This is a genomic window from Cytophaga sp. FL35 (assembly GCF_014349235.1).
Lineage (GTDB): Bacteria > Bacteroidota > Bacteroidia > Flavobacteriales > Flavobacteriaceae > Euzebyella.
In genome coordinates, this window is the sequence record NZ_JACSOH010000025.1 from 1 (window position 1) to 25,512 (window position 25,512).

General features: G+C 39.2%; 26 protein-coding genes. 9 read left to right on the top strand and 17 right to left on the bottom strand.

The annotated features are described in order from the left end of the window. The 8 genes from BIZ36_RS16595 to BIZ36_RS16630 all read right to left on the bottom strand — a co-directional run. On the bottom strand, nucleotides 1-856 hold an 856-nt coding region (locus tag BIZ36_RS16595; RefSeq protein WP_286174898.1), incomplete at its 3' end, for a helix-turn-helix domain-containing protein. Between the two features lie 6 nt (nucleotides 857-862). Continuing rightward, a complete protein-coding gene (locus BIZ36_RS16600) occupies nucleotides 863-1,621 on the bottom strand; it encodes an SDR family NAD(P)-dependent oxidoreductase (RefSeq protein ID WP_187459021.1) in 759 nt (252 codons plus the stop codon). Nucleotides 1,622-1,697: 76 nt separating this feature from the next. Continuing rightward, a complete protein-coding gene (locus tag BIZ36_RS16605) occupies nucleotides 1,698-2,117 on the bottom strand; it encodes a DUF1801 domain-containing protein (RefSeq protein WP_187459022.1) in 420 nt (139 codons plus the stop codon). Between the two features lies 1 nt (nucleotide 2,118). Beyond that, the gene (locus BIZ36_RS16610; RefSeq protein WP_187459023.1) at nucleotides 2,119-2,580 is read right to left on the bottom strand and encodes a GyrI-like domain-containing protein; all 462 of its coding nucleotides are present in this window, start codon (nucleotides 2,578-2,580) and stop codon (nucleotides 2,119-2,121) included. Between the two features lie 80 nt (nucleotides 2,581-2,660). After that, nucleotides 2,661-3,935 (bottom strand): hypothetical protein, encoded by a 1,275-nt coding sequence (locus BIZ36_RS16615; RefSeq protein WP_187459024.1) that lies wholly within the window; start codon nucleotides 3,933-3,935, stop codon nucleotides 2,661-2,663. Between the two features lie 104 nt (nucleotides 3,936-4,039). After that, complete coding sequence (locus tag BIZ36_RS16620; protein WP_187459025.1) at nucleotides 4,040-4,804, bottom strand: TIGR02757 family protein; 765 nt, start codon at nucleotides 4,802-4,804, stop codon at nucleotides 4,040-4,042. Then, on the bottom strand, nucleotides 4,801-5,355 hold the full coding sequence (locus BIZ36_RS16625) for a CPBP family intramembrane glutamic endopeptidase (protein WP_187459026.1): 555 nt from the start codon (nucleotides 5,353-5,355) through the stop codon (nucleotides 4,801-4,803). The genes BIZ36_RS16620 and BIZ36_RS16625 overlap by 4 nt, the downstream gene beginning before the upstream one ends. Before the next feature lie 9 nt (nucleotides 5,356-5,364). After that, nucleotides 5,365-6,042 (bottom strand): ABC transporter ATP-binding protein, encoded by a 678-nt coding sequence (locus BIZ36_RS16630; protein WP_187459027.1) that lies wholly within the window; start codon nucleotides 6,040-6,042, stop codon nucleotides 5,365-5,367. A 175-nt stretch (nucleotides 6,043-6,217) separates the two neighbouring features. On the opposite strand from BIZ36_RS16630, the gene folE reads away from it, so the two are divergent. From folE to BIZ36_RS21335, 5 genes are all read left to right on the top strand, one after another. After that, complete coding sequence (gene folE, locus BIZ36_RS16635) at nucleotides 6,218-6,817, top strand: GTP cyclohydrolase I FolE (RefSeq protein ID WP_187459028.1); 600 nt, start codon at nucleotides 6,218-6,220, stop codon at nucleotides 6,815-6,817. Nucleotides 6,818-6,885: 68 nt separating this feature from the next. After that, nucleotides 6,886-7,185, top strand: a complete 300-nt coding sequence (locus tag BIZ36_RS16640) for a hypothetical protein (RefSeq protein WP_187459029.1) — start codon at nucleotides 6,886-6,888, stop codon at nucleotides 7,183-7,185. A gap of 384 nt (nucleotides 7,186-7,569) precedes the next feature. After that, the gene (locus BIZ36_RS16645) at nucleotides 7,570-8,790 is read left to right on the top strand and encodes a sulfite oxidase (protein ID WP_187459030.1); all 1,221 of its coding nucleotides are present in this window, start codon (nucleotides 7,570-7,572) and stop codon (nucleotides 8,788-8,790) included. Beyond that, nucleotides 8,790-9,275, top strand: a complete 486-nt coding sequence (locus BIZ36_RS16650) for a monoheme cytochrome C (RefSeq protein WP_187459031.1) — start codon at nucleotides 8,790-8,792, stop codon at nucleotides 9,273-9,275. The genes BIZ36_RS16645 and BIZ36_RS16650 overlap by 1 nt, the downstream gene beginning before the upstream one ends. Nucleotides 9,276-9,319: 44 nt before the next feature. Further along, entirely contained in the window at nucleotides 9,320-10,201 is an 882-nt protein-coding gene (locus BIZ36_RS21335) for a sterol desaturase family protein (protein WP_187459032.1), read from the top strand. Between the two features lie 20 nt (nucleotides 10,202-10,221). Here the strand turns inward: BIZ36_RS21335 and BIZ36_RS16660 are convergent, their stop codons facing one another. The 6 genes from BIZ36_RS16660 to BIZ36_RS16685 form a co-directional block, all read right to left on the bottom strand. Next, the gene (locus tag BIZ36_RS16660; RefSeq protein WP_187459033.1) at nucleotides 10,222-10,524 is read right to left on the bottom strand and encodes a DUF6787 family protein; all 303 of its coding nucleotides are present in this window, start codon (nucleotides 10,522-10,524) and stop codon (nucleotides 10,222-10,224) included. Nucleotides 10,525-10,551: 27 nt separating this feature from the next. Next, the gene (locus tag BIZ36_RS16665; protein WP_187459034.1) at nucleotides 10,552-11,010 is read right to left on the bottom strand and encodes a DUF6146 family protein; all 459 of its coding nucleotides are present in this window, start codon (nucleotides 11,008-11,010) and stop codon (nucleotides 10,552-10,554) included. A gap of 97 nt (nucleotides 11,011-11,107) precedes the next feature. Then, a complete protein-coding gene (locus BIZ36_RS16670; protein WP_187459035.1) occupies nucleotides 11,108-11,731 on the bottom strand; it encodes a DUF937 domain-containing protein in 624 nt (207 codons plus the stop codon). A gap of 103 nt (nucleotides 11,732-11,834) precedes the next feature. After that, the gene (locus tag BIZ36_RS16675; protein WP_187459036.1) at nucleotides 11,835-12,785 is read right to left on the bottom strand and encodes a D-2-hydroxyacid dehydrogenase; all 951 of its coding nucleotides are present in this window, start codon (nucleotides 12,783-12,785) and stop codon (nucleotides 11,835-11,837) included. A 51-nt stretch (nucleotides 12,786-12,836) separates the two neighbouring features. Continuing rightward, nucleotides 12,837-13,901: a 3-phosphoserine/phosphohydroxythreonine transaminase gene (serC, locus tag BIZ36_RS16680; RefSeq protein ID WP_187459037.1), complete on the bottom strand. Its 1,065-nt coding sequence runs from the start codon at nucleotides 13,899-13,901 to the stop codon at nucleotides 12,837-12,839. Between the two features lie 130 nt (nucleotides 13,902-14,031). Next, nucleotides 14,032-15,072 (bottom strand): acyl-CoA reductase, encoded by a 1,041-nt coding sequence (locus tag BIZ36_RS16685; RefSeq protein ID WP_187459038.1) that lies wholly within the window; start codon nucleotides 15,070-15,072, stop codon nucleotides 14,032-14,034. A 111-nt stretch (nucleotides 15,073-15,183) separates the two neighbouring features. Between BIZ36_RS16685 and BIZ36_RS16690 the strand changes: the two genes are divergently transcribed. Beyond that, complete coding sequence (locus BIZ36_RS16690) at nucleotides 15,184-15,537, top strand: 4Fe-4S dicluster domain-containing protein (protein ID WP_187459039.1); 354 nt, start codon at nucleotides 15,184-15,186, stop codon at nucleotides 15,535-15,537. 68 nt (nucleotides 15,538-15,605) lie between these two features. On the opposite strand, the gene BIZ36_RS16695 is transcribed toward BIZ36_RS16690, so the two are convergent. Further along, nucleotides 15,606-18,284, bottom strand: a complete 2,679-nt coding sequence (locus BIZ36_RS16695; RefSeq protein ID WP_187459040.1) for a TonB-dependent receptor — start codon at nucleotides 18,282-18,284, stop codon at nucleotides 15,606-15,608. Between the two features lie 125 nt (nucleotides 18,285-18,409). On the opposite strand from BIZ36_RS16695, the gene ychF reads away from it, so the two are divergent. Continuing rightward, complete coding sequence (ychF, locus tag BIZ36_RS16700; protein ID WP_187459041.1) at nucleotides 18,410-19,504, top strand: redox-regulated ATPase YchF; 1,095 nt, start codon at nucleotides 18,410-18,412, stop codon at nucleotides 19,502-19,504. Nucleotides 19,505-19,512: 8 nt separating this feature from the next. Here the strand turns inward: ychF and BIZ36_RS16705 are convergent, their stop codons facing one another. Continuing rightward, nucleotides 19,513-19,803, bottom strand: coding sequence for a chaperone modulator CbpM (locus BIZ36_RS16705; protein WP_187459042.1), 291 nt, complete (start codon nucleotides 19,801-19,803; stop codon nucleotides 19,513-19,515). Continuing rightward, a complete protein-coding gene (locus tag BIZ36_RS16710; RefSeq protein ID WP_187459043.1) occupies nucleotides 19,803-20,708 on the bottom strand; it encodes a DnaJ C-terminal domain-containing protein in 906 nt (301 codons plus the stop codon). Before BIZ36_RS16710 ends, BIZ36_RS16705 begins: the two co-directional genes overlap by 1 nt. Before the next feature lie 222 nt (nucleotides 20,709-20,930). Between BIZ36_RS16710 and BIZ36_RS16715 the strand changes: the two genes are divergently transcribed. Both BIZ36_RS16715 and BIZ36_RS16720 read left to right on the top strand, forming a co-directional pair. Continuing rightward, complete coding sequence (locus tag BIZ36_RS16715; RefSeq protein ID WP_187459044.1) at nucleotides 20,931-22,793, top strand: DNA topoisomerase IV subunit B; 1,863 nt, start codon at nucleotides 20,931-20,933, stop codon at nucleotides 22,791-22,793. Between the two features lie 25 nt (nucleotides 22,794-22,818). Beyond that, nucleotides 22,819-25,509 (top strand): DNA gyrase/topoisomerase IV subunit A, encoded by a 2,691-nt coding sequence (locus tag BIZ36_RS16720; RefSeq protein ID WP_187459045.1) that lies wholly within the window; start codon nucleotides 22,819-22,821, stop codon nucleotides 25,507-25,509. Nucleotides 25,510-25,512: the final 3 nt, after the last annotated feature.

The window sequence follows — 25,512 nt, forward strand, 5'->3', positions numbered from 1 at the left end:
TGCTAAAAGATTGCGAATGTTCAAAACCGCAGCTAAAGGCAATTTCGCTAATGCTTAGCTCAGATGTGGATAAGCGTTCTTTTGCCTTTTCGAGTAATTTCTCTTGTATAAATTGCTGGGTGTTTAATCCCGTACTACTTTTTAACAATGAACCTAAGTAATTGGGGGAGAGGTTTAAATGCTTGGATACTTCAACAACCGAAGGAACCCCATTTTTTATTAACTCCTCATCTGAAAAGGCTTGCAAAAGATAATCTTCCAATTGCCCTAAAAGTTGATGATTTCCCTTTTTTCGAGTGATGAATTGCCTTTGGTAAAAGCGTTCGGCATATTGCAACAAAAGATCAATTTGTGCAATAATAATGTTTTGGCTAAAGGAATCGATATTACTGGCAATTTCCTGTTGGATATTTTGAAAAATACCTTCAATTGTTTGCTCCTCACTAGGAGACATAAAAAGTGCTTCGTTAATGGCGTATTGAAAAAACTCGTATTGCTTTATTTTTTTTACCAAAGTAGTATTCCAGAGATAATCTGGATGAATCAATAGCAGCCAACCCTTGGGAGTTACATTTTTTCTGGTATTGGGTTCAATACACAACAATTGCCCTGGAGCGATAAAGGACATGAGCCCTTCATCAAAATCATATTGCTGCTGTCCGTACCGTAAAGTTCCAACATTTCGCTTTACGCCAATAGAGTAAAATCCTAAGTTCCAGCGCTCCCCCAAATGTTCGGGAAGAATTTTTGTCTTCCCATAATCAATAAGGCTTACCAGAGGGTGAAGGGGACTTTCCAGCCCCCGTAACCTGTGCATTTCCTTTATGGATTCTATTTTCCGAATACTGTTTTTCAAATGCGACTAAAGTAAAATTCCTCCAGATACTTCAATACGTTGTCCATTGATCCAACGGGCATCATCAGAGCATAAAAAAGCGACCACACCACCAATATCTTCCGGTTCACCCACACGCCCAAGGGCCGTAAGGTTAGAAATGGTTTTGATTTTTTGTTCATTGGTCTTGTTCTCTCCGCCACCAAAATCGGTTCCCACGGCGCCCGGGGCCACCACATTTGCGGCAATTTTTTTATCTGCCAATTCTTTTGCCAAATATCGGGTAAATACTTCAACGCCCCCTTTTGCGGACGCATAGGCACTTGATTTAGGGAGTGAAAATCGCGCCAACCCAGAAGAAATATTGATAATACGGCCCCCTTCGTTCAAAAACGGAACGGCTTTTTGCGATAAGAAATAAACGCCTTTTAAATGAATGTTTAGCATTTCATCAAAGTCTTCTTCAGTCGTTTCCAAAAAAGGCTTATATATACCCGTACCGGCATTGTTGACCAAATAATCGAATTTTACCGTTCCGTATTCTCCTTGTAAATAAGTTTGAAGCCGTAGAAAAAAGGCATCGAATTGAGAAATATCGCTGGTGTCCAATTGAAAAGCTTTAGCTTTTCTTCCAAGTTCTTTAATCTCCTTGACTACCTTGTTCGCCGCTTCTTCGTTGGAGTGATAAGTGAATATTATGTCAACGCCTTTAGCTGCTACGCTTAGAGCCATATCCCTTCCTAATCCTCGGCTTCCTCCTGTTATCAATGCTATTTTTGTGCTCATCTGTTGTTTTTAATTGTTGATACAAAATTGCATAAAATTGAGCGGGAAGATGTAGCCGTATCCAAGGTATTTGTGTTCAAATACCCAAAGTGGGTAGATGTTTAACTTTATGATACGTAAGACAGGCTTTTATACATGCTATCAATTCCTTTACGGGAATAGATTGGTCAAGATCAAAGATAATGGCCCTATTACCTTCGTAATTGAAAGTTTTACCAAAAACCAACTTAAACGTACTTACTAGCTTGCTAGTGCATTGGAAGTAAAGTCCATATTGATGTGGAGTTTTGGGCTTCCAGTCCATGCGCAAGGTGCTTCCGCAACTGGTCACAAAGCTGGGCTCGTTCCATTTTAGGGTTTCTTGCAGGTATGTTATTTCCGGACAATTCTTAGCTGTTTCATGAACCAAGCTTCTTAGATAGGTCAATCTATCTTGAACCCTAGAAGGGTAGTTTTCAAAAATTTCAATCCACCGATCATCCTTTATCAAATTCATTTTAGGAATTTAAACCAATATAAAAATCTACTTGGGCATTTGCAGGATTTGATGCACGGTGGTCGTACACTTCATAATCGGATTGGTAATTTCTGTCCATCACTTTTTCCCAAAGCTGGTACCAATGATTGCCAATAAGTCCTTTGCTCAAGTCGCCTCTTGCAGTAGATTTTAAATAAGTGCCTTTTTTGATGGGCTTTGCTACCATTCCAGTAGGAACGTCATCAATAGAACTTACCTCACAACCAATTACTGTGGTATAGGGCCGTAAATGGTCGTCTTCATAATCTGTGTAGAGACAATAAATAATGGAATTTACTTTGTTCGGAATCTTCTCCAAAATGCCTTGTTGGATAAATTTTCCCCACAATGCTCCAATATCATTGATAGCCTGATTGTTCTGGTTGGTAGTTCTTACCTGGATTCCAATGATTTGCAATGAGGCTACGTCTAATTTTTCCATTTGTTTTCTTTTGATTTAAGTCAAAAGTAGGAATGGTCAATGACGAATGACGTCAGGGGTTAATATATGATCCAAAAAATTTATTGACACTCAAAACATTTTAAGAGACTTGAAGGAAGTTCAAGGTCTTTTGAACCTTTGAGGGGGTCATTTAAAAATTCCTTTTTGTCAATTTCTTGTTTGAATTTGAGAGCATCCTCTACCAGCCGATTTTTTCTGGCAATTAATTTTTCCATTATCTCGGGAGCATTCAAATCATAAATGGCCTTCGGCCAAACCTGAAAAGCCTCTTTAATATTATCCTCTGTAAGTTCTTGCTGTAAAAATTTGGCTTCTTCTTCAAAAATTTTAGCATCAATGGTTTTTAAGAAGTATATATCAAAATCCATTACCAGACCTGGCATGTAATCAATTTCCTTTTCAAAATTTTGAAGATCCGGGGTAATGGATTTATGGGAAATAATAGAAGGCAAAATCCCTTCAATATTAAAAAAGGCATTATCTCGGTCACATGGCAACGGCACGGCCAACGTTTGGTCTTGTTCAGTTTTCAACACCCAACCCCATTGTTTGGTATGGCGGTCCCAATCGCCAATGAGTAAGTCGAACAGTCGTGCACGCACTACTAAATTTTCGTCTATTTCTATTTGTTTCCCTTTTTCAAGTTTTAATTCTTGAAGATCTTCGGTGTCAACAATTTCGGTAGCTCCCTTTATTTTCGTCCATTGGGCGTTTCCTTTATCCTCATGTTCAAGCAAGAAAATTCGATTACCGAACTTATGGTTTAAAGAATCCAAGGTTTCTTGTTTTGGTACAAATAGTAATTGAGGATGGGTGGATAAGAGACCAGCTCTTTTGGCCAGTTCGGCTACGGCTAGGGCTGCATAAGGATGTTGCGCGGAAATACCATCTACCACGATGTTTTCAAGACCTAATTTTTTCGCAAATTCTGGGATCAAAGGTTCCGGATTTTTAGTAACGCTACGCAAGGTATAGACTTGTCCGTTCTTGATCTTTATCTTTAAAGAATGTGTTTGTTGACCACCTCCTTCTTCCAAAATTTGAACGCCTCCCATTAAAGTATCTAAGAATACGATAGGAACGTTCACTGGGGTTTCCCATGCTTTTCTGTATTGTTCACCTTGCATTAAATGTTTTAAGGGATTTCCTTTGTAGAGCGTACTAGCTGCAACTAGCACGGAATCATGTTCTTTAAAGTCAATTTTTTCCACTTGAGAGAAATCCAAAATTTCACAGGTACTAAATTCTTTGTTGGTGGAACCTAGCGATATGTATACTAAAACAAGGAATATTATGACAATTAATAAAACGGAGATAAGGACTTTCTTTATCATTTGGTCGTAGCTGATTGAACCTTGTAAAGCTATCCATATTCAAAAAGAGCAAAAGCTTCTAAAAAATGAAATTTTAATGCAATTAACAGGAAGATATATGCAGATTAAAATTTTTCAAAAACTCCCAGTCCAAAGAGTGCAAAGTCATATTTAACGGGGTCTGTAGGGTCCAATTTCCGTAGGTTTTTATCCAGCTCGGCAAGAGCTTTGGCATCATTTTGCTTTCTCCTGAGTAGTCTTAGTTTGCGAGCCACATTTCCCGAATGCACATCTAACGGACAAGAAAGTTGTGAGGGGTGAAGGCTTTTCCAAATACCAAAATCAACGTTTGCATTGGCGTCACGGACCATCCAACGTAAAAACATGTTGATTCTTTTGGCTGCGGAACCTTTTAAGGGGTCGCTCACATGCTTGGTGCTCCGTTTAGCGTGTTCCATGGAGAAAAATACTTTTTTGAATTCAGATATGGCCAATTGCAGACTATTCGTTTTGGCATGTTTGGCAAAAACGGACTCAATACCCCCGTGATGTTCGTAGATATTCTTCAAGCTTTTAATAAAATAGCTCAAATCTTCGCCGTTAAAGGTCCGGTGCACAAAGCTGTTGAGCATAGCCAAATCATCTTCCGTATGATTAATGACAAAGTCATACGGTGTATTTCCCATTAAGGTCATCATCCTATGGGCATTGTTGATAATGCTTTTCCGGTTTCCCCAAGCTATGGTGGCGGTTAGAAACCCGCTGATTTCGACATCCTCTTTTTGGGAAAATAAATGAGGTATCTGAATGGGGTCTGTTTCCAAAAACTTTGGATGTTCATATTCTAGAACTTTAGCATCTAAAAATTCCTTTAGCTCTACTCGATTCATTTAATAGGTATTTCCAATAATTTAAATAATAATAGAGGAGTCATAAGTATGAAATTATAGAGTGCGTGAAAGACAATGGCCCATAATAAATTGAACCGAACGCGAACGAAGCCTAAAAAAATACCTACACTAATTTGGGGAGCAACCAATAATGGGGAAACCAATAGGGTAGTAGGGGTCAATTCAAAATTTAAAATATGGTAAAAACCAAAAAGTAGGGTTATTACATAAAAAATAGGTTTGAAATAAGGACTTTCTTTCAAGAAAAATAACGGACCTCTAAAAATAGTTTCTTCCATTAGGGGGGCCAGAATAACAGCCATGCCAAAAAGATAAATGGTAGGTCCGTTTATGAATTCTTCACTAGCGTGGTCACCAATATCTAAATTTAAAATTGATTGTAATGCACTGTTCAAAATTCCAAATCCGTAGCTTAAAAGCAAGGCATAGCCCAGCAATACGACAAATTTTGGAAGTAGAAAATTTAAATCTTTTCGAGGATATTCCCAATATATCGGATTTATTAAAAATTCCCAGACTTCCCTTAACATAATTGGTATTTACACAACCACCTCTTTGTTTACAATAAGGCCATCTACCATGGTCAGTTTTCTATCGGCCATATCCGCCAACTCCTGATTGTGAGTAACGATTACAAAGGTTTGTGCAAATTGGTCCCTTAGGTCAAAAAATAATTTGTGAAGATTGTCTGCACTTTCAGAATCTAGATTACCACTAGGTTCGTCGGCAAAAACGATGGAAGGTTCATTGATCAACGCCCTGGCAACGGCCACCCTTTGTTGCTCACCCCCTGAAAGTTCGTTCGGTTTATGACCATAACGCTTTGAAAGACCTAAAAAATCCAATAGTTCCTTGGCCCGTTTTTCGGCTTGGGCCTTGGGTGTTTTTTTTATGAAGGCAGGAATGCAAACATTTTCCAAAGCTGTAAATTCTGGTAGTAACTGATGAAATTGAAAGATGAAACCAATATGTTCATTTCTAAATTTGGCTAACTGTTTTTCTGACAACCTGGTGACATCTATTCCATTAATTAAAAGTTCGCTATCCTTTGAGTTGCTTTGTACATCAAGTGTACCTAAAATTTGCAATAAAGTAGTTTTTCCTGCTCCAGAGGCACCAACTATAGAAATAACTTCCTCTTTTTTTATATGCAGGTCTACACCTTTTAATACCTGTAAATCGCCATAAAATTTTTGAATATTGGAGGCTCTGATCATTCTATAGGATAATTTTATTTGTAAATAGGTCCTTGAATGGATAAAAGTAAGGAAATTTGGCTGTAGCGTCTTAAACTTTTATAGGCTAACTATATTTACGGAAGAGTTCAGTTGAATTGATAAGAAAAACTTACTTTTGTTTAATAATTGTGTAAAATAGGTAAACAAAAAAATTATGGCTCCATATAGAAATTTAGAAGAATACAATTTAGAAGTAACAGGGGAGGTCAAGGATAGGTACTCCAAGATTATAAAAGAAATTGGAGAAGATGTAGGTAGGGAAGGGCTTCTTAAAACCCCGGAAAGAGCCGCCAAAGCCATGTTGTTTTTGACACAGGGCTATAAACAGGACGCCGTAGAAATTTTAAAAAGTGCCATGTTCAAAGAAGATTATGACGATATGGTCATTATTAAGGACATAGAATTGTATTCACTTTGTGAGCATCATATGCTTCCGTTCTTTGGGAAGGCCCATGTTGCCTATATTCCAAACGGACATATAGTTGGATTGAGTAAAATACCTCGGGTAGTGGATGTTTTTGCCAGAAGGTTACAGGTTCAAGAGCGCTTGACCCATGATATTTTGGAGTGCATTAACAATACCTTGAAACCAAAAGGTGTAGCAGTAGTCATAGAAGCTTCCCACATGTGTATGATGATGCGTGGAGTACAAAAACAGAATTCCGTTACCACAACCTCTGGTTTTAGGGGACAGTTTGAAAAAATTGAAACACGGAACGAATTTTTAAAATTAATCAGTTCAGATTTATCGTAGAATACGGAGTGCTTAAAAATTTGGCATTCTTATTGTTATTTTAGAATGGAATTTAAAATTCATTCATCATGACAAAAACAAAAGACAATAAATACCGGAAGCTTTTCTTTGGGTTATTATTTGATGCCATAGGAATGCTATCCTTTACCGTTCCACTTATTGGGGATTTCTCAGATATTATCTGGGCTCCTTTAGCGGGTTGGTTAATGACAAGAATGTATAAAGGGAAGATAGGGCAGGGTGCAGGATTGTTCACTTTTCTAGAAGAAATTATTCCAGGATTGGATATTATACCCACCTTTACTATCATGTGGTTCTATACCTATGTGTTTAAAAAATCAACTCTAGAAAAGACAATCGAAGTCTAATTAAGATAATTTGTTATGAAAAAGCACCTTTTCGTGCTTTTTTCAGGTCCATTTTTTCCAAATTATTAGAATATGGGTCTTTTCTGAATATTTTATAATCATAAAATTTTCATAATATTTAATTGATTCCTTTGCCTTAAGCACTCAAATTTATCAGCAAATCTATCGCTTTAGTAGGTAATTTCATACCTATTTCGTTCTTAATAGGTTAGTAAATTTTCTTTCTGACAACAGCCCTTTTTATTTACCTAAGCAGTTATGTTTTTACCAAATTATAGTTAAGAATTTAGTATAAAATAAGTCTGAAAATTATGTAAACAGTGAAATAGGCTTGTCTTTGTAAACCAATTATCAATAATTTTGGGTGAAATCAAACCCTGCCAAATGAACAGAAGAAAATTTATAGAACGAACTACACTAGCTTCTATTACAGGACTGGTCGGAACCGAAATCGTTTACGGATTAAAAATACCAAGAGGATATGTTCCCTTGGCGCTGCAAGATCCAGATCCATTTAAATTGTTCAACAAAGACAAAGACATGGTCGTACTCAACGACAAACCATGGAATATGGAGGCCCAGGCGCATTTGTTGAACGATAAGGTAACACCAAGTTCTAAAATGTTCCTAAGGAATAATGGGCTGATTCCTGAGGAAATTGATTTATACAGCTGGACATTAACTATTAACGGAGAATCCGTACAAAAGGAAAAGACCTTTACCCTTAAGGAGCTCAAATCTAAATTCAATACCCATACCTATCAATTAACACTCGAATGCGGGGGTAATGGCCGTAGTGAATTTAATCCTCCAGCGAAGGGTAATCAATGGACCATTGGTGCAGTTTCCTGTGCGGAATGGACGGGTGTTCGTTTACGCGATGTTTTGGAGGACGCGGGAATCAAGGATGATGCAGTCTATATTGGTTACCACGCAGCGGATATTCATCTAAGTAGAAATCCTGAAAAAGAACCTATTTCAAGGGGAGTCCCAATGGCAAAGGCCCTACAGGACGAAACCCTTATAGCTTTTAAAATGAATGGTGAAGATATCCCGTTGGCACATGGCTACCCGCTACGTTTGGTGGCTGGTGGCTGGCCTGCTTCCGTTTCCGGAAAATGGCTAACAGAGATCAGCATTCGTAATAAAGTTCATGACGGACCTAAAATGGGGGGTACCTCTTATCGTGTTCCCTGTGAAACTGTTGCTCCGGGAGAAAAAGTGGCAGATGAAGATATGTGCATCATAGAATCCATGCCTGTAAAATCGTTGATTACAAGTCCCAAAACGGGTGCTATCCTAAAGAAAGGCCAAAAACTTCAAATCAATGGTCATGCTTGGGCTGGAGAGCTGGAGGTCGAGAAAATGGAATACTCAATAGATTTCGGATCAACATGGCAATCCTGTACCCTTGAAAAACCTGTTAATAGGTTGGCTTGGCAACATTTTAATGCAGAAGTGAGCTTTCCCAAGAAAGGTTATTACGAAATATGGGCAAGGGCTACGGATTCCCGTGGTAAATCGCAACCCATGTTATTACCCGGCTGGAACCCCAAGGGATATTTAAATAATGCCTGTCATAGAATTGCTGTAAAAGTTGCTTAATGAAAAACGGAAGTAAGCTTAATAACGAATTTGAAAAAGTGTTCCGTATGGTGGTGGTTACCGCAATAATTGTTGCGGTATTTTCTCTTCTATTGGGATATTTGATAATTAATCCCAATTTTTTCGATAATGAAATGGCCAACCCCGAAGATAGTGTGGAAATTATCCTGCAAAATGATGGGGAGGACTACGAAAAAATTGAAAATGGTATTCATGTAGCTACAGGATTTGTTGATGCTCCAGGAATGAAAGAGACCATTCAAAATTGTACCAATTGCCATTCATCAAAACTGGTCATACAAAATAGAATGACCAAAGAACGCTGGAAAACAACCATTAAATGGATGCAAGAAACCCAGAACTTATGGGATCTTGGTAAGAATGAAGATATCATTATTGATTATTTAGTTACCAATTATCCGCCCAGGGAAAAGGGGAGGAGGGAAAATTTAACCAATATTGAATGGTATCAACTTAAGGAATAGTTGATTTTACCGACTCAGTTAAAAGGATAGTAGCTTTCAATGGTGTGGAAAAGTATATAGATGCATTTTTAAAAGGTTTTAACGGTACGGTAAATTGGACCTGGAAATCCATACTTTTTGAGGTGCCTTGGTACACCAATTATTTTTACGGAATTATCCTTTTATCGTTGACCGTATGGATTTTGGAAATTTTATTCCCATGGAGAAAGGACCAGAGTATTTTTAGAAAAGATTTTTGGTTGGATGCCTTTTATATTTTTTTCAATTTTTTTCTATTCGCTATCGCTATAAGTGGATTTTATAAATTACTGGAAACGTTATTTTTAGAGTTTGGTATTTCAATAGAAAGTTTATCCCTCATAGATATGGGTCATTGGCCCATGTGGTTTCAACTCATCGTTTTCTTTTTGGTATTGGATTTTGTACAGTGGTTTACCCACATTTTATTGCACAGGTATGAAGTACTGTGGCAGTTTCATAAAATTCATCACAGTGTAAAAGAAATGGGTTTTGCAGCCCACATGCGATTTCATTGGATGGAAAATGTTCTATATAAACCCCTAAAGACCTTTGGAGTCATGATTTTGGGCGGATTTGAACCTGAACAGGCCTATATAGTTCATTTTATGGCAATTACTATTGGGCACTTAAATCATTCCAATATAAAAATTACGTGGGGTCCCTTAAAATATATTTTAAATAACTCTGTGATGCACCTGTATCATCATGCCTACACATTACCCGAAAACCATAGATATGGGGTCAACTTTGGAATAAGCCTTAGCTTGTGGGACTATATTTTTAAAACCAATTATATACCCGAAGAAAGTGGAAAGGTCGCTTTAGGTTTTCAAGGTGATGATGAAATACCACAAAGCTTTTGGGGACAACTATTTTATGGGTTTAAAAGGAACAAAACCCAATAAGCAACTTATTAGCCAGCAATCTATTTAAATAGAAAACCTAATCCCATACGGTTGAGCATTTTTTTCTCAAAATTCCAAAAGAATTTGAATTGACCGAACAACCAACCGAAAAATACAAGAAGTACTTGATAGATAGGGAAAATAAGTAATATTCTTGCGGTCCAATACAACCAACCTCCTGTAGATTCCCTATGCAAACCAATAAGCTCACAAAGGGGAGCTGCCAGTTTGGCGGCAGTTGAGCCAGTAATCGCAAAAACGATAAATATAACTGCTAATTGAAAATTGGAGTCAATACCCCAGCGTTTCTTAAGTTTTTCCATAACTTTTCAATGCGGCAAATATACTAATCAAATCCGTGGTATAAAAGGACCTAATCGTTGATTGTATTTTCTCTGGAAGTAAATAAAATAATTGTAGAGTTTGTAATTTACCTCGTATCCGTAGTCTATATTGGGATCATAATCAATCTGCCATTCATAGAGTCCGGCAGAATACCTATTGGGCTGTAACACCCTTTGATTGTAATTGATTACAAAAATCTGGTTTCTATTTTCCAAAAATGATTGGGAATAATACCCTTCCGGTCTGGCAATGCTTTGAAGCCAAAAATTAAAGCCCGGTTCTATGATTATGATTTCGTATTCCGTGCTATCACTAGAAATGGAAATGGTATCACCTTTGGTTTGATCAAAAGCCATTTTCTCCTTATCCGAAATATCTACCGCTTGTTTGCTGCCAGTACAACTAGACACCATCAAAAAACTGAAGCAAATACTTACCCCACAATATGTCAACCACTTTTTCATTTTCTTTTTTCTAGTTCTGCGCAATTTTTATACCATTCAAGGTACAAAAAAAGGCCGTTTGAATACAAACGACCTTTGATATACAGTAATAACTATTTTATTTTCCGAATAGCCCCCCTAACAGACCACCAATTCCTCCTTTTTTACCTCCTAGAGCCATGGAAGCTACATCATCAAGAATGCTACCATCCCCATCAGAATCCAAAAAGGACTCAATTAACGATTGCTGTTGGTTTCCACCGCCCATAAGACCTCCTAGAAGATTACCCAAACCATTGGAGTCACTTATATTTTGTTGGCGGGTCTGGCTACCCAAATATCCCATTAACAAAGGTGCGGCCATTTTTAAAATGGTTCCTACAGAACCAGCATCCATACCAGATTTTGCACTTAGGGCAGATTCTACCTGAGCTTGCTTTCCTCCAAGAACGTGACCTAAAATTCCGGCTCCGTCGTTCATCACAGAATCATCCACTCCACCGCCAAAAAGTCCGCCCAAATCATTAAGAATACTTCCATCGTGTTTACCGGAAAGGGCATTCATCAATCCTTGTGCACCCTCCGGGGAAGAAGCATTTTTTTTCATGGCACCCATCAACAAAGGTAGAGCCATACTTAAAACGCTACCTGTTTGATCAGTAGATTGGCCGGTTTGTGAGGCGGCACCACTAATGAGTTGTTTGCCCATAGGGCTGTTAAGTAAGTCTAATAATCCAGACATGTGTTTAGTTTTATAATTAATGAGTTTACAAGATACAAAAAAAAGTACCTTTTTACAGGTACTTTTTTTGTAATTGCCTTAAGGCGAAAAAGGTCTCAACTCCTTATTTCATTAAGGTTATGATTTGTTCTGCCAATTCTACCCCAATTCTTTTTTGTGCTTCTCCGGTAGCCGCACCAATATGCGGAGTTAAGGATATATTTGGGTGCATTAATATTCTAATTTCTGGCGAGGGTTCCGATTCAAATACATCCAATCCAGCAAAAGCCACTTTTCCACTCTCAAGGGCATCAACCAGTGCTACTTCGTCCAAAATACCTCCCCTTGCGGCATTGACTATGCCAACACCGTCTTTCATCAAGTTAAATTCACTCTTCCCAATTACATACGCTTTCTGAGAGGGTACATGCAGAGAAATGAAATCTGAGGAGGAAATAACTTCTTCCTTGGTTTTGGAGGTTAAATGAAATGAAATGGATTGGCCGTCAAAAAATTCCAATTCTAAATTGGCTTCATTGATAACCGGATCATAAAACTCCACTTTCATACCTACCCCAATGGCTAATTTAGCAGTTGCCTGACCAATTCTGCCAAACCCGATAATACCTAAGGTCTTTCCTCTAAGTTCACTTCCACGGGCATAGGATTTTTTGAGTTCCTTGAATTTACTGTCTCCGTCCAAGGGCATATTTCTATTGGCATCGTAGAGGAAACGAACCCCTCCGTACAAATGGGCAAAAACAAGTTCAGCAACTGACCCGGAGGAAGCTGCAGGCGTATTGATTACGTGCAAACCCTTGTTTTTTGCATAGTCTACATCAATATTGTCCATGCCAACGCCGCCACGACCAATCAATTTTAAATTGGGGCAGGCATCAATAAGTTCCTTCCTTACTTTAGTGGCACTACGAACCAAAAGTGCCTCAACACCATTTTCGTTTATATAATTTTGAAGTTGCTCTTGGGCTACTCTGGTTACCAGTACTTCAAATCCTGATTCCTCCAGTTTTTCAATGCCAGCTTGGGCAATTCCGTCATTAGCTAAAACCTTCATGTTGTTGGTTTTTAATTAATTGAATGAAACTATTTAAGTAAAACTTTAGGTTTATCCCTTTCGTTCCAACTCGCTCATGACATCTACTAGAATGCCAACACTTTCTAGGCTCAGGGCGTTGTACATGGACGCCCTATATCCACCTACGGAGCGGTGACCGTTAATTCCATTGATTCCTGCTTCCTTCACCATCGAATCAAAAGTCTCTTTCAAACGGTCGTCTACCAAGTTAAAAGTCGCATTCATATGAGAGCGATCTTCTTTCTTCGCAAAACCTTCAAACAAGGGATTCAGGTCAATTTCAGAATAGACCAATTGGGCCTTCTTTTCATTAACTTCTTCAATGGCCGAAATTCCACCTTTAGATTTAAGCCACTCTAAGGTAAGCATGGAAGTATAAACCGCAAATACCGGCGGCGTGTTGAACATACTATCCTTTGAAATATGAACCGCGTAATCCAACATGGAAGGAATTTGACGGCTTACCTTTCCTAAAACCTCTTCTTTAATAACCACTAAGGTTGCACCTGCGGGGCCCATATTCTTTTGTGCGCCTGCGTAGATTAAATCGAACTGAGAAAAATCCAATTGTCTTGAGAAAATATCGGAACTCATATCGCATACCAAAGGAGCATCGGTTTTTGGAAACTTCTTTATCTGCGTACCAAAAATAGTATTGTTGCTAGTAAGGTGAAGATAATCCAAACCTTCAGGAATGGAATATCCTTTTGGAATATAGTTGAAATTTTCGTCCTTGGAAGAGCCTACTTCTACAACATCCCCAAACAGTTTGGCTTCTTTTATCGCCTTGGAGCTCCATGTGCCTGTGTTTAAATATCCCGCTTTCTTATCCAAAAGGTTGTAGGCGGTCATTAAAAACTGCATACTAGCACCACCTTGAAGAAATAAGGCTTTGTAACCTTTGTTTTCCAAACCAAGAATTTCCAAGGCAAGGCTTCTAGCGTTCTCCATTACTTCCACGAAGTCTTTGCTACGGTGTGAAATTTCTATTAGTGAGAGACCAGATCCATTAAAGTCCATTACGGCTTCTGAAGCCTTAAGAAGTACTTCTTGAGGTAAAATACATGGGCCTGCACTAAAATTATGTTTTTTCATTGGGTGTTGATTTTAGTTGTTGTTTGTTCAAAAATGACCGTTGCGAACTTCTTTCCGGTACTTTTGAAAATAGGACGTTAAAGGTCTTGAATTAAATGCAATTTTCCATATGGGAAGGGAAAAAATAAACCTAGGTTCTCAACAGGAAGTCAACAGTATCTATATTATCTGCATAATCTGTTAAACTAGGTTTTTGAGTTTGACCAAAGGCTACTTCATCCTCCATAAAACCTTGCGATACAACACACTGTAATTGCTCTTTATCCGCAATTAACCGGTTTTTTAATTCTTCCGGTTCATCATAAAATTCATAAAATAGAGAAGCGATGGGCGAGGTGTAACCTTCATCTTCTTTTAAAATAAGAAAGCCATTATCTAAAATTTTAAATTCACTCATAAGATAGACGGCTTTATTATAATCGTAGTTGTTGGCATATTTATTCTGTTCAACAATGGAATTAAATTCAAAGATGGACCTAAAAAATAGGTCAAAATCATAATTTCTTGGTACAAAAATCTTTGACACACTGCGGCAACCTAATCCAAAATATCTAAATATATCCTCTCCTAATTCTTTTAGAGTTTCGGGTGATTCCTCGCCGTTGATAACGGCTACAGAACTTCTATTTTTTCTGATTATGTGCGGTCCTTTACCAAAATAGTGCTCAAAATAGCGTGAAGTGTTGTTACTTCCCGTAGCAATCACAGCATCAAATTCTTTGAGTTGCGCTTTTTCAAACACAATTAAATCCTTAAAAATTGGATCTATGAAGGTGAGATACGCTGTTATGAATTTAATAAGTACCTCGTCATTACTAGATAGCTTCGCCAATACTTTATTCCCGGTTAAAAGAACACATAAAAAATCATGAAATCCTACCAAAGGAATATTTCCGGCTAAAATCAAAGCGACAGTCTTTGGTCGGTTTTCGGATAGGGAATATTTGGATAGCCAAGCGTGTAGATTGTTTTCGGTAAGCAGCTCTCCCCAATTTTCAAGGGCGAACATTACATTCTCTCTAGTGAACCAACCATTTTTATGTTTACTTAGCTCTATGGCCTGATTCAGTTTTACTGACCATTCGTCCTCATTTTGTTGTGAATTACAAAATTCTCGTAAAAACGTTCCAAGTTTAACGAAAGCAATAAATGTTTTATGATGCTCGTTCATATATTTGCTATAATTGGGACTAGACTGTACCTTTGTTTTTTAAATGATTGCAAAAGTAAGCATACCTAATTTAAACGGGATGCTGAATTTAACCAGAAGAAGTAAATTACTATGGCTATTATAATTACCGATGAATGTATAAATTGTGGGGCTTGTGAACCAGAATGTCCTAATACGGCAATTTATGAAGGTGCCGATGAATGGCGTTATGCAGACGGAACCTCTTTAGAGGGGGAGGTTGTTTTGCCTAGCGGTAAGGCTGTAAATGCAGAAGAGGCCCAAGAGCCTATAAGCGACGAGTTTTACTATATTTCACCTGACAAATGTACCGAATGTATGGGCTTTCATGAAGAACCACAATGTGCGGCAGTATGTCCTGTAGATTGTTGTGTTCCTGATGAGGATCATGAAGAAAGCGAAGAAACCCTTTTAGCTAAGCAAGCATTTATGCACCCGGAAGGCTAAAATGTAAAATCATAAAAAGTAAAAACCGGACAATTGTCCGGTTTTTTTATGGCTATAGGTTTCATTAATTAAAAGGAAAATGCCAATTGTGTATAGTAATAGGCTCCGCCAAAACCCATTTGAACGGCATCCCAAACACCACCGCCTTCTACCCAGTCATCTTGCGGACTTGGATATTCATTGAATAAGTTATTGGCCCCAATTTGCAATTTTACATCTTCGCAAATTTGATAGCCTAAAACTAAATCGGTGACCACTTTAGGTGTATAGCTGTCCGTGGCTGCGGCAATTTTGTTTGCCAGACTTCCGTAATCAGCAGTAGGTTCCAACATTTGAAAATCCAGAAGCTCAATGCTACTAAATCTTGTAAAGGCAAGGCCTGCATCAAATTTATTGTGGGAGTAATTTAAATTGAGCGCTAACTTACTTTCAGGAGCAGAAGCTAATAAGAAAGCCTTGTCCCTTTCTCCAAAAAACGTTTCAGCATCCAAATTGCCATTATTCACACTTGTAATATCCATATTGTTTAAGTTGCCGGTGAAAGTGGCCGACAAGTTTCCGTTTTCCAATGGTTTTCTCCACGAGAGAACAATGTCCAAACCAGTAGTTTCGGTATCCACCCCGTTCACAAAAAATTGCGCTGCCGATACTCCGGGGATAGCTGTGGTATCAAAGTTTCCTGTGAGTACAATTCGGTCTTTTACATTGATGTAGTAACCATCCACTGTCGCGGTAAAGTTTCCGAAAGTACCTGTAAAACCTAAACCGGCATTCACGGCTTTTTCCTCGTTTAGCTGGTCGATTCCAAAAGAGGCCGTGACGGGACTGTTATTTGGGCTCAACAACTGGTCAATGGCATCGCCCCCAATAAAATTGGTGAACCGCAAATTATAATAAATCTGGGCTAGGGAAGGAGCTCTGAATCCTGTGCTGACAGAACCTCTAATGTTTATATTCTCCGAAGCCTTTAACCTAGCGGCCAATTTACCGTTAAGGGTACTGCCAAAATCGCTATAATTTTCAAACCTTGCCGCGGCGCTCAGCAAAAAAGCCTCGCTTAGGTCAAATTCGCCATCGGCATATAATGAAAAATTACTTCTGCTTCGGTCTACCTCGTTTGCCGGTCCATATCCCGGGAAGCCTTGGGAGCCTCCTGGTCTTGGTACTTCTTCGCCATCAATTAGAATTGTTGGCTGGGTTTGATTGGCGGGATCCGTGATTATAATTCCGTTTTCATCAAAGGTTCCATATGAACCAGGTTCCCCAGAAAAAATGATAAAGTTTTCGGTGCGATATTCGGCACCAAAAGCAAGGTTCATTCCCTCCAAAACATCATCATAGTATTTAGAGAAATCTAGATTTACGGTATTTTGGCTCAAGCTATGTCCACCCGCATCGAAATCGGTTGGCGAGGCTTCTTCCAAGGAAGCATTTAAGGTTCCTTTGATATAATAATGAAAGTTGTTCTTTCCGTAGGTGTTACTAACATCTAATTTCCAACCATTATCAAGTTCTGTTCTTAAACCGGCAGAAATAGAGTTGTCTATGATATTGGAAGTAATCCGTGGGTTGAATCCATCAGGATAAATGGCAGTTACCACGCGCTCACCACCATTTCTGGTGAAGGCATAGGCGTCTGTATCCCTAAAATTTCTACCACCAAAGGCGTAGATTTCCGTGTTGTCGGATACGGAATAAGCCCCATTGACCATAAAATTAAATCCTTGAATGGCGGCCTCCCCAAAACCCCTTCTAAAATCGAATCCCGGGCGTAAGGTTTTGTTTTTGTTGATGTATTCAGTAGTGAAGTTTAGATAACCGTTTTCCCCTAATCCTGCGCCGTAATTGATAGCCGCCTTTACGGAGCCGCCGTCAAAATTCTGGTCGTCGCCTATCTGGTTCCCGTCAACGTCGGTATCCAGTCTATTACCCTCTGTGTTAGGAAAACCCTCGGGAAAATCACCCTGAGCATTGGCGTTGTAGGCTCCGTAGCTGATATTTCCGGTTACGCCATCGGTCTTGTCCTTTAAAACAATATTGATGACACCGGCAATGGCATCGGAACCGTATTGAGCTGCTGCCCCGTCCCTAAGAATTTCAATTCGCTTAATGGCCGCTACGGGGATGGTATTTAAATCTGTACCGGTATTGCCACGTCCTTTGGTTCCAAAAATATTAATCAAGGAGGATTGGTGTCTTCTTTTCCCGTTGACCAATACCAAGGTTTGATCGGGCCCCAGTCCTCTTAGGGTAGCAGGGGTGATATGGTCGGCCCCATCTGATCCGGACTGCTTATTGGCGTTGAAAGAGGGAGCGGCATATTGCAATAGCTCGTTCACTTCGATTTTCCCACTCTGTGTAGCCACCTCCGCAATATCTATGACATCCACTGGTACGGCTGTATCGGTAGAGGTTCGTTTGGGGCTTCTGGAGCCAACAAGCATAACTTCATCCAGCAAAACGCCTTCGGACATGCTTAGATTGATAACGGTTTTTCCCTCTGTACTTAGTTCTTCGGTATTAAATCCAATATAACTGAAAACTAAAATGGCATCACCGTCAATTTCTAAAGAATAATTTCCATCAAAATCGGTGACAGTACCGTTGGTGGAGCCCTTTTCTAAAATGTTCACACCGGGCAGTGGTGCGCCCTCGGAGTCGGTTACCGTTCCGGTAATCGTATTTTGAGCAATGCTAAAAGAGGTTAAAAGCAATGCGCAAATGGTTAAAAATAGTTGTGTTCTCATAGTTTTAATGTTAGGAGTTCTTTAACTAAAGTAATACTAATAGTGTTAAAACAAAGCATTGAGATTTTAAAACTTTTAAACACTATCTTTGCGCCCGAATTAAAAAACATCCCTAATAAACCGTTATGAAAGCAGGTATCGTAGGATTGCCAAATGTGGGCAAATCGACTCTTTTCAATTGTCTTTCCAATGCTAAAGCACAGAGCGCCAATTTCCCATTTTGTACTATTGAACCCAATATAGGCGTGGTAAACGTACCAGATTCCCGTTTGGAGAAGTTGGAATCCTTGGTAAACCCGGAAAGGGTCATTCCCGCAACGGTAGAAATCGTTGATATTGCCGGTTTGGTAAAAGGAGCCAGTAAAGGTGAAGGATTGGGAAACCAATTTCTTGGAAATATTAGGGAAACCGATGCCATTATTCATGTATTGCGCTGCTTTGATAACGATAACATTGTGCATGTAGATGGTTCCGTTAATCCTATCAGAGATAAGGAAACCATAGATATGGAGCTTCAGTTAAAAGATTTAGAGACTGTAGAGAAAAAGCTCGATAAGGTAAAACGCGCTGCAAAGACCGGCAACAAGGAAGCTCAAAAAGAGGAATCCGTCTTATTAAAGCTAAAAGATGCACTGGAGAGCGGTGTTTCGGTTAGAGCTGTTGATATTGAAAAGGAACTGCGTTTGGAATATGTAAAGCCATTACAGTTTATTACGGACAAGCCCGTTATGTACGTTTGTAATGTGGACGAAGGTGCTGCTGCCACCGGAAATGCTTATGTTGAAGAGGTGAAAAATGCCGTAGCAAATGAAAATGCGGAAGTAGTGGTCTTGGCCGTAGGTACGGAAGCCGACATTACGGAGCTAGAGTCTTACGAAGAGCGCCAAATGTTTTTAGAGGATTTAGGATTGGAAGAGCCGGGTTCCGCGAAATTAATACGAGGGGCGTACAAATTACTTGACTTGGAAACCTATTTTACGGCCGGAGAGAAGGAAGTTAGGGCTTGGACCATTCCCGTTGGTGCTACGGCACCACAGGCGGCCGGTGTTATCCATACAGATTTTGAGAAGGGTTTTATTCGTGCTGAAGTCATTGCCTATAATGACTATGTAGCTCTAGGAAGTGAGGCCAAGGTAAAAGAAGCCGGAAAAATGCGAGTAGAAGGTAAGGAGTATATTGTAAAAGACGGTGATGTGATGCATTTTCGTTTTAATGTCTAACTTTCTGGTTATTCATAAATTCTAAGTCTGTTTCTCAGGTTTTTTAGCTCTTTTTCCATTTGCTGCATTCGTTGCATCATATGGGTAAGTGCGTCTATGCCCTCTAAATTGATTCCCAATTCGTTATGCATTCGATTTAGCTTTTCTATATGGGGAATGTCATCCGTAAACAGATAAACCTCGGTCTCTATAGATTTGCACTCTATGAGACCAAATTCCCATAAGGAATCTATAAAGGAATGGGGTGTATTTGTCTTTTCGCAATAATGCCTTACTAAAATATAATTCTCGTCTATCATTACTCTCTAATTTTAGCTAGTTCCTTTAAAAGCTCTTTTTCTCTTTCACTCAACTTCTGGGGCATTTTTACTTTGTAGGTCACATACAAATCACCAAACTCACCTTCTTTTTTATATTTGGGCATACCCTTACCACTAAGTTTGATTCTTTGGTCATTTTGGGTTTCTGGTTTTATCTTCAGTTTCACCTTTCCGGTCAACGTACTTATTTCCAAATCACCTCCCAGCAATGCCTTATAGAGACCAATTTCTTCTGTTTTGTATAAATCGTTGCCCACTCTTTGAAACTGTGTATTGTTTAGTACTTCAAAAGTAAGGTACAAATCGCCCTTTGGACCATCATTTCTACCTTCACCACCATAACCTTTAATCTTTATAGTTTGTCCATCTTCTACTCCAGCCGGAATGGTAATTCTTATTTTCTTTGACCCAAGATCAATTGTTTGTTTTTGGGTCGATAGGACATCTGTCAAGTTCAACCGAAGCGTTGCGTTATAATCTTGACCTTTAAACTGATACCTGTTTCTATCACTAGTTCTACTATAACCGCTACCACCGAACATAGATTCAAAAAAGTCCGAAAAATCACTTTCAGAATACTGCTCGCCTCCGTAAGTGTTTTGCCCGGAATAATCCCTTGCATTAGATTGATTTCTTTTGGCCTCCTCAAAGGCGTCGGCATGTTGCCAGTCCTTGCCGTATTTATCATATTTTTTTCGTTTCTCAGGGTCGCTCAAGACCTCATTGGCCTCATTGATCTGCTGAAATTTATGTTGGGCTTCCTTGTTGTCGGGATTTAGATCCGGATGGTATTTGCGGGCTAGTTTTCTATATGCCTTTTTTATCTCGGCCTCTGAGGCATTTTCGGCAATTCCCAATATTTTATAGTAATCTATAAATTCCATTTTCTTTTTCTAAATATGGATAAAAGATAGTAAGATATTCTTTTGAAATCCACTTAAATAGGTGCTTTAAAACGTTCATTTTTGGCTGTAAGAGGAGTCTTAAAGTACCGTTTATATCAACAAAGGCGCTTTTTTTATTGTTAATTACTTTAACGGTTTAGGGTTTTATCTTTTTAATAGTCGTATTATCTTTAGCGGTACTATTGACCCAAACCCCGCATTATGTCCGACAATTCACAATATACCGAAGACAATATACGATCGTTAGACTGGAAAGAGCATATTAGGCTTCGTCCGGGTATGTATATTGGTAAGTTAGGTGATGGTTCTTCCGCAGATGACGGCATCTATATCCTTTTAAAAGAGACCATTGACAATTGTATTGATGAATTTGTTATGGGCGCCGGTAAGACCATTGAGATTTCCGTACAGGGTAATAGGGTCATAGTACGTGATTATGGTAGGGGTATTCCTTTGGGGAAAGTCGTTGACGTAGTTTCCAAAATGAATACCGGAGGTAAATATGATACAAGAGCGTTTAAAAAATCGGTAGGACTAAACGGGGTTGGTACCAAAGCGGTGAATGCCTTGTCCAGTTATTTTAGGGTGGAGAGTACCAGGGATGGGAAATCAAAGGCGGCAGAATTTGAAATTGGAGAGCTCACCAATGAAGAATATCTGGAAGAAACCACCCGAAGAAGAGGCACCAAAGTTACTTTTATTCCAGATGAAACCATCTTTAAAAAATACAAATATCGCAACGAGTATATTGAGCGGATGCTCAAAAACTACGTTTATCTCAATCCGGGGCTGACCATTGTTTTTAACGGCGAAAAATTCTATTCGGAAAACGGACTTAAAGATTTGCTGGAAGACAATAACAATGCAGAAAATCTTCTGTACCCTGTCATTCATTTAAAAGGGAATGATATTGAAGTGGCCATGACCCATAGCAAAACGCAATATAGCGAGGAATACCACTCCTTTGTTAATGGCCAGCACACCACACAGGGAGGAACGCACCAAGCGGCGTTCAGGGAGGCCGTCGTAAAAACGGTGAGGGATTTTTATGGTAAAAACTACGATGCTTCCGATATTAGAAAATCAATCATCAGTGCTATTTCCATTAAGGTAATGGAACCTGTTTTTGAAAGTCAGACCAAAACAAAATTGGGTTCTACGGATATGGGCGGAGATTTACCGACGGTAAGAACCTACATCAATGATTTTATTGGGAAATATTTAGATAATTACCTGCATAAAAATCCGGAAACGGCAGAAAAGTTACAACGTAAAATAATTTTGGCCGAAAAAGAGCGCAAAGAGCTTTCGGGAATTAGAAAATTGGCGCGAGACCGTGCCAAAAAGGCAAATCTGCACAATAAAAAACTTCGTGATTGCAGGGTGCATCTTGGAGACATGAAAGATGATCGTCGCTTAGATAGTACGCTCTTTATCACTGAGGGGGATTCCGCTTCCGGCTCCATTACAAAATCAAGGGATGTAAATACCCAGGCAGTCTTTAGTTTGCGTGGTAAGCCATTGAATTCTTTTGGGATGAGCAAAAAAATTGTTTACGAGAACGAGGAATTCAACTTGTTGCAGGCAGCCTTGAATATTGAGGAGTCTATGGAAGATTTGCGATATAATAATATTGTAATTGCTACGGATGCCGATGTAGATGGAATGCACATTCGCTTACTTCTCATTACGTTTTTCCTACAGTTTTTCCCTGAATTGATTAAGGAAGGACATTTGTTTATTTTACAAACTCCTCTTTTCAGGGTAAGAAATAAAAAGGAAACTATCTATTGTTACAGTGACGAGGAGCGAAGAAACGCTATAGATAAGTTGAGAGGAAAACCTGAAATTACCAGATTTAAGGGATTGGGTGAAATCTCTCCGGATGAATTCAAGCACTTCATTGGTGATGATATCCGTTTAGAGCCGGTAATGTTGGATAAAGCCATGTCAATTGAAGAGTTACTGCGGTTCTACATGGGTAAAAATACTCCGGACCGTCAGGAATTTATTATTGAAAACCTTAAGGTAGAAGTTGACCTAGTTGAAGAAAACCAATTATAAACCATAGAGATACGTATTTTTCTGAATGGAAGAAAATGACGATTTGAACGAATCCCAAGAGCACAATCCGTCCAATGAAGGCGGAGAAGGTTTGGGAGGTGAGCAGGAACAAAACAATGATAGTTCTGCGGAAAATATAGAGGAACAAGGTGAGGCGCTTACCCGAGTAACGGGAATGTATAAGGATTGGTTTCTTGATTATGCTTCTTACGTAATCTTAGAGCGTGCCGTACCAGCAATTGAAGATGGTTTTAAACCGGTACAGCGCCGTATCATGCACTCCTTAAGGGAATTGGATGACGGAAGGTACAATAAGGTAGCCAATGTGGTAGGGCATACCATGCAATATCACCCCCATGGTGATGCCAGTATTGCAGATGCCATGGTGCAGATAGGTCAAAAAGATCTATTGATAGATACCCAAGGAAACTGGGGCAATATTCTTACAGGGGATAGTGCCGCTGCTTCCAGGTATATTGAGGCGCGTTTATCCAAATTTGCCCTAGAAGTTGTTTTTAGCCCAAAAATTACGGAATGGCAACTCTCCTATGATGGTCGAAAAAAAGAGCCCGTTCAGTTGCCGGTAAAGTTTCCATTGTTATTGGCACAAGGTGCGGAAGGTATAGCAGTTGGGCTTTCAACGAAAATTATGCCCCATAACTTTGTGGAGCTCATAGATGCTTCCATAAAGCATCTGCAAGGAAAACGGTTTAAGCTTTTTCCAGATTTTCCTACGGCAGGAATTATAGACGTAAGCAATTACAATGATGGTCTTAGGGGAGGTAAGATCAGGGTACGTGCAAAAATTTCCCAGCACAGCAAGAATACGTTGGTAATAAGTGAGATACCCTATGGAACCAACACTTCTTCTTTAATTGATTCTATTTTAAAAGCCAATGATAAAGGCAAGATTAAAATCAAAAAAATTGAGGACAATACCGCTGCTGATGTAGAGATTTTGGTGCATCTCCCAACTGGCATCTCCCCGGACAAAACCATTGATGCGCTCTACGCTTTTACGGCCTGTGAATCATCCATTTCTCCCTTGGCGTGTATCATTGAAGACAATAAACCTTTATTTATTGGAGTCTCGGAAATGTTGCGTCGTTCTACGGATGCTACGGTTGATTTGCTTAAGCAAGAATTGGAGATTCAGCTGGGTGAACTAGAAGAACAATGGCATTTTGCTTCCTTGGAGCGAATATTCATAGAGAACCGTATTTATAGGGACATTGAAGAGCAAGAAACTTGGGAGGGCGTAATTAAGGCGATAGACGAAGGATTAAAACCCTTTACCAAGAACTTGAAAAGGGCCGTTACCGAAGACGATATTGTTAGATTAACAGAAATAAGGATAAAAAGAATATCAAAATTTGACCTTGATAAAGCTCAGGAAAACCTTGATAATCTTGAAAAGAAGATTGCCGAAATCAAACACCATTTAGAGCATTTGGTAGATTTCGCTATTGATTATTTCCAAAATCTAAAAGAAAAATACGCGGCGGGTAGGGAGAGAAAATCAGAGATAAGGCTCTTTGAAGATATTGAGGCTACAAAAGTTGTCATACGAAACACAAAGCTTTACGTTAATAGGGAAGAAGGTTTTGTGGGCACCTCTTTAAAGCGTGACGAATATGTAACGGACTGTAGCGATATTGATGATATCATTGCTTTTACCAGAGATGGTCAAATGATGGTCTTTAAAGTAGATTCCAAAACCTTTATTGGCAAAGGAATTATTCATGTTGCCGTTTTTAAGAAAAAGGACAAGCGCACTATCTACAACATGATTTACCGTGATGGAAAAGGTGGTGCCACCTACATCAAGCGGTTTAACGTCACCAGTGTTACCCGGGATAAGATTTATGAAATGGGCCAAGGGAAACCTGGAACTTCGGTCTATTATTTTTCTGCAAACCCAAATGGCGAAGCAGAAACGGTCACCATAAACCTGCGAAATGTAGGAAGCATTAAAAAGCTTAAATGGGACGTGGATTTTGCCGATGTGCTAATTAAAGGCAGAAGTAGTAAGGGCAATATCGTTACCAAATACTCCGTAAAGCGGGTGGAGCTAAAGGAAAAAGGGCTTTCAACCTTAAAACCTCGAAAACTGTGGTTTGATGAGACGGTACAACGCCTCAACATAGATGACCGAGGAGAGTTTTTAGGAGAATTTACCAGTGATGATAGGTTATTGATCGTTACCCAAACCGGCCAAGTTAAGACTGTAATTCCAGAACTTACCCTACATTTTGAAAATGATATCATCGTTCTTGAAAAGTGGAATCCTAAAAAGCCATTATCACTAGTCTACTGGGAAGGAGAAAAAGAATTGTTCTATGTGAAACGCTTTTTGATTGACCATCCTGACAAGGAAGAAAATGTGTTAACAGACCATCCAAAATCAAGATTGGAGGTTTTCTCCACAGATTTTAGACCGGTGGTGGAGGTAGTATTTGCCAAAAAGCGTGGACAGGACAGAAAGGACAATTGGGAAGTGGATTTGGAAGAATTCATTTCCGTAAAGGGCATTACTGCCATGGGCAACCAGCTCACCAAAGAAAAAGTCTTGGAGATCAACCCTTTGGAACCCTTACCATATGAACCTCCAGAGCCTCCAAAAACAGAGGAAATTGAGGTAATTGATGAAGAAAATGTTGGAAAAGACAAGAGTGAGGATGGAGGAGATAGACCTCAAGGAACTTTATTCGATTAATTC

Excerpts from the sequence above, each read along its gene's own strand:
- BIZ36_RS16665 (WP_187459034.1), bottom strand. The coding sequence starts at position 11,010 with ATGAAAAAGTGGTTGACATATTGTGGGGTAAGTATTTGCTTCAGTTTT.
- BIZ36_RS16675 (WP_187459036.1), bottom strand. The coding sequence starts at position 12,785 with ATGAAGGTTTTAGCTAATGACGGAATTGCCCAAGCTGGCATTGAAAAA.
- BIZ36_RS16610 (WP_187459023.1), bottom strand. The coding sequence starts at position 2,580 with ATGGAAAAATTAGACGTAGCCTCATTGCAAATCATTGGAATCCAGGTA.
- BIZ36_RS16640 (WP_187459029.1), top strand. The coding sequence starts at position 6,886 with ATGACAAAAACAAAAGACAATAAATACCGGAAGCTTTTCTTTGGGTTA.
- BIZ36_RS16605 (WP_187459022.1), bottom strand. The coding sequence starts at position 2,117 with ATGAATTTGATAAAGGATGATCGGTGGATTGAAATTTTTGAAAACTAC.
- BIZ36_RS16625 (WP_187459026.1), bottom strand. The coding sequence starts at position 5,355 with ATGTTAAGGGAAGTCTGGGAATTTTTAATAAATCCGATATATTGGGAA.
- BIZ36_RS16690 (WP_187459039.1), top strand. The coding sequence starts at position 15,184 with ATGGCTATTATAATTACCGATGAATGTATAAATTGTGGGGCTTGTGAA.
- BIZ36_RS16670 (WP_187459035.1), bottom strand. The coding sequence starts at position 11,731 with ATGTCTGGATTATTAGACTTACTTAACAGCCCTATGGGCAAACAACTC.
- BIZ36_RS16720 (WP_187459045.1), top strand. The coding sequence starts at position 22,819 with ATGGAAGAAAATGACGATTTGAACGAATCCCAAGAGCACAATCCGTCC.
- BIZ36_RS16705 (WP_187459042.1), bottom strand. The coding sequence starts at position 19,803 with ATGATAGACGAGAATTATATTTTAGTAAGGCATTATTGCGAAAAGACA.
- BIZ36_RS16685 (WP_187459038.1), bottom strand. The coding sequence starts at position 15,072 with ATGAACGAGCATCATAAAACATTTATTGCTTTCGTTAAACTTGGAACG.
- serC (WP_187459037.1), bottom strand. The coding sequence starts at position 13,901 with ATGAAAAAACATAATTTTAGTGCAGGCCCATGTATTTTACCTCAAGAA.
- BIZ36_RS16620 (WP_187459025.1), bottom strand. The coding sequence starts at position 4,804 with ATGAATCGAGTAGAGCTAAAGGAATTTTTAGATGCTAAAGTTCTAGAA.
- BIZ36_RS16615 (WP_187459024.1), bottom strand. The coding sequence starts at position 3,935 with ATGATAAAGAAAGTCCTTATCTCCGTTTTATTAATTGTCATAATATTC.
- BIZ36_RS16630 (WP_187459027.1), bottom strand. The coding sequence starts at position 6,042 with ATGATCAGAGCCTCCAATATTCAAAAATTTTATGGCGATTTACAGGTA.
- BIZ36_RS16695 (WP_187459040.1), bottom strand. The coding sequence starts at position 18,284 with ATGAGAACACAACTATTTTTAACCATTTGCGCATTGCTTTTAACCTCT.
- BIZ36_RS16645 (WP_187459030.1), top strand. The coding sequence starts at position 7,570 with ATGAACAGAAGAAAATTTATAGAACGAACTACACTAGCTTCTATTACA.
- folE (WP_187459028.1), top strand. The coding sequence starts at position 6,218 with ATGGCTCCATATAGAAATTTAGAAGAATACAATTTAGAAGTAACAGGG.
- BIZ36_RS16650 (WP_187459031.1), top strand. The coding sequence starts at position 8,790 with ATGAAAAACGGAAGTAAGCTTAATAACGAATTTGAAAAAGTGTTCCGT.
- BIZ36_RS16660 (WP_187459033.1), bottom strand. The coding sequence starts at position 10,524 with ATGGAAAAACTTAAGAAACGCTGGGGTATTGACTCCAATTTTCAATTA.
- BIZ36_RS16710 (WP_187459043.1), bottom strand. The coding sequence starts at position 20,708 with ATGGAATTTATAGATTACTATAAAATATTGGGAATTGCCGAAAATGCC.
- BIZ36_RS16715 (WP_187459044.1), top strand. The coding sequence starts at position 20,931 with ATGTCCGACAATTCACAATATACCGAAGACAATATACGATCGTTAGAC.
- BIZ36_RS16600 (WP_187459021.1), bottom strand. The coding sequence starts at position 1,621 with ATGAGCACAAAAATAGCATTGATAACAGGAGGAAGCCGAGGATTAGGA.
- ychF (WP_187459041.1), top strand. The coding sequence starts at position 18,410 with ATGAAAGCAGGTATCGTAGGATTGCCAAATGTGGGCAAATCGACTCTT.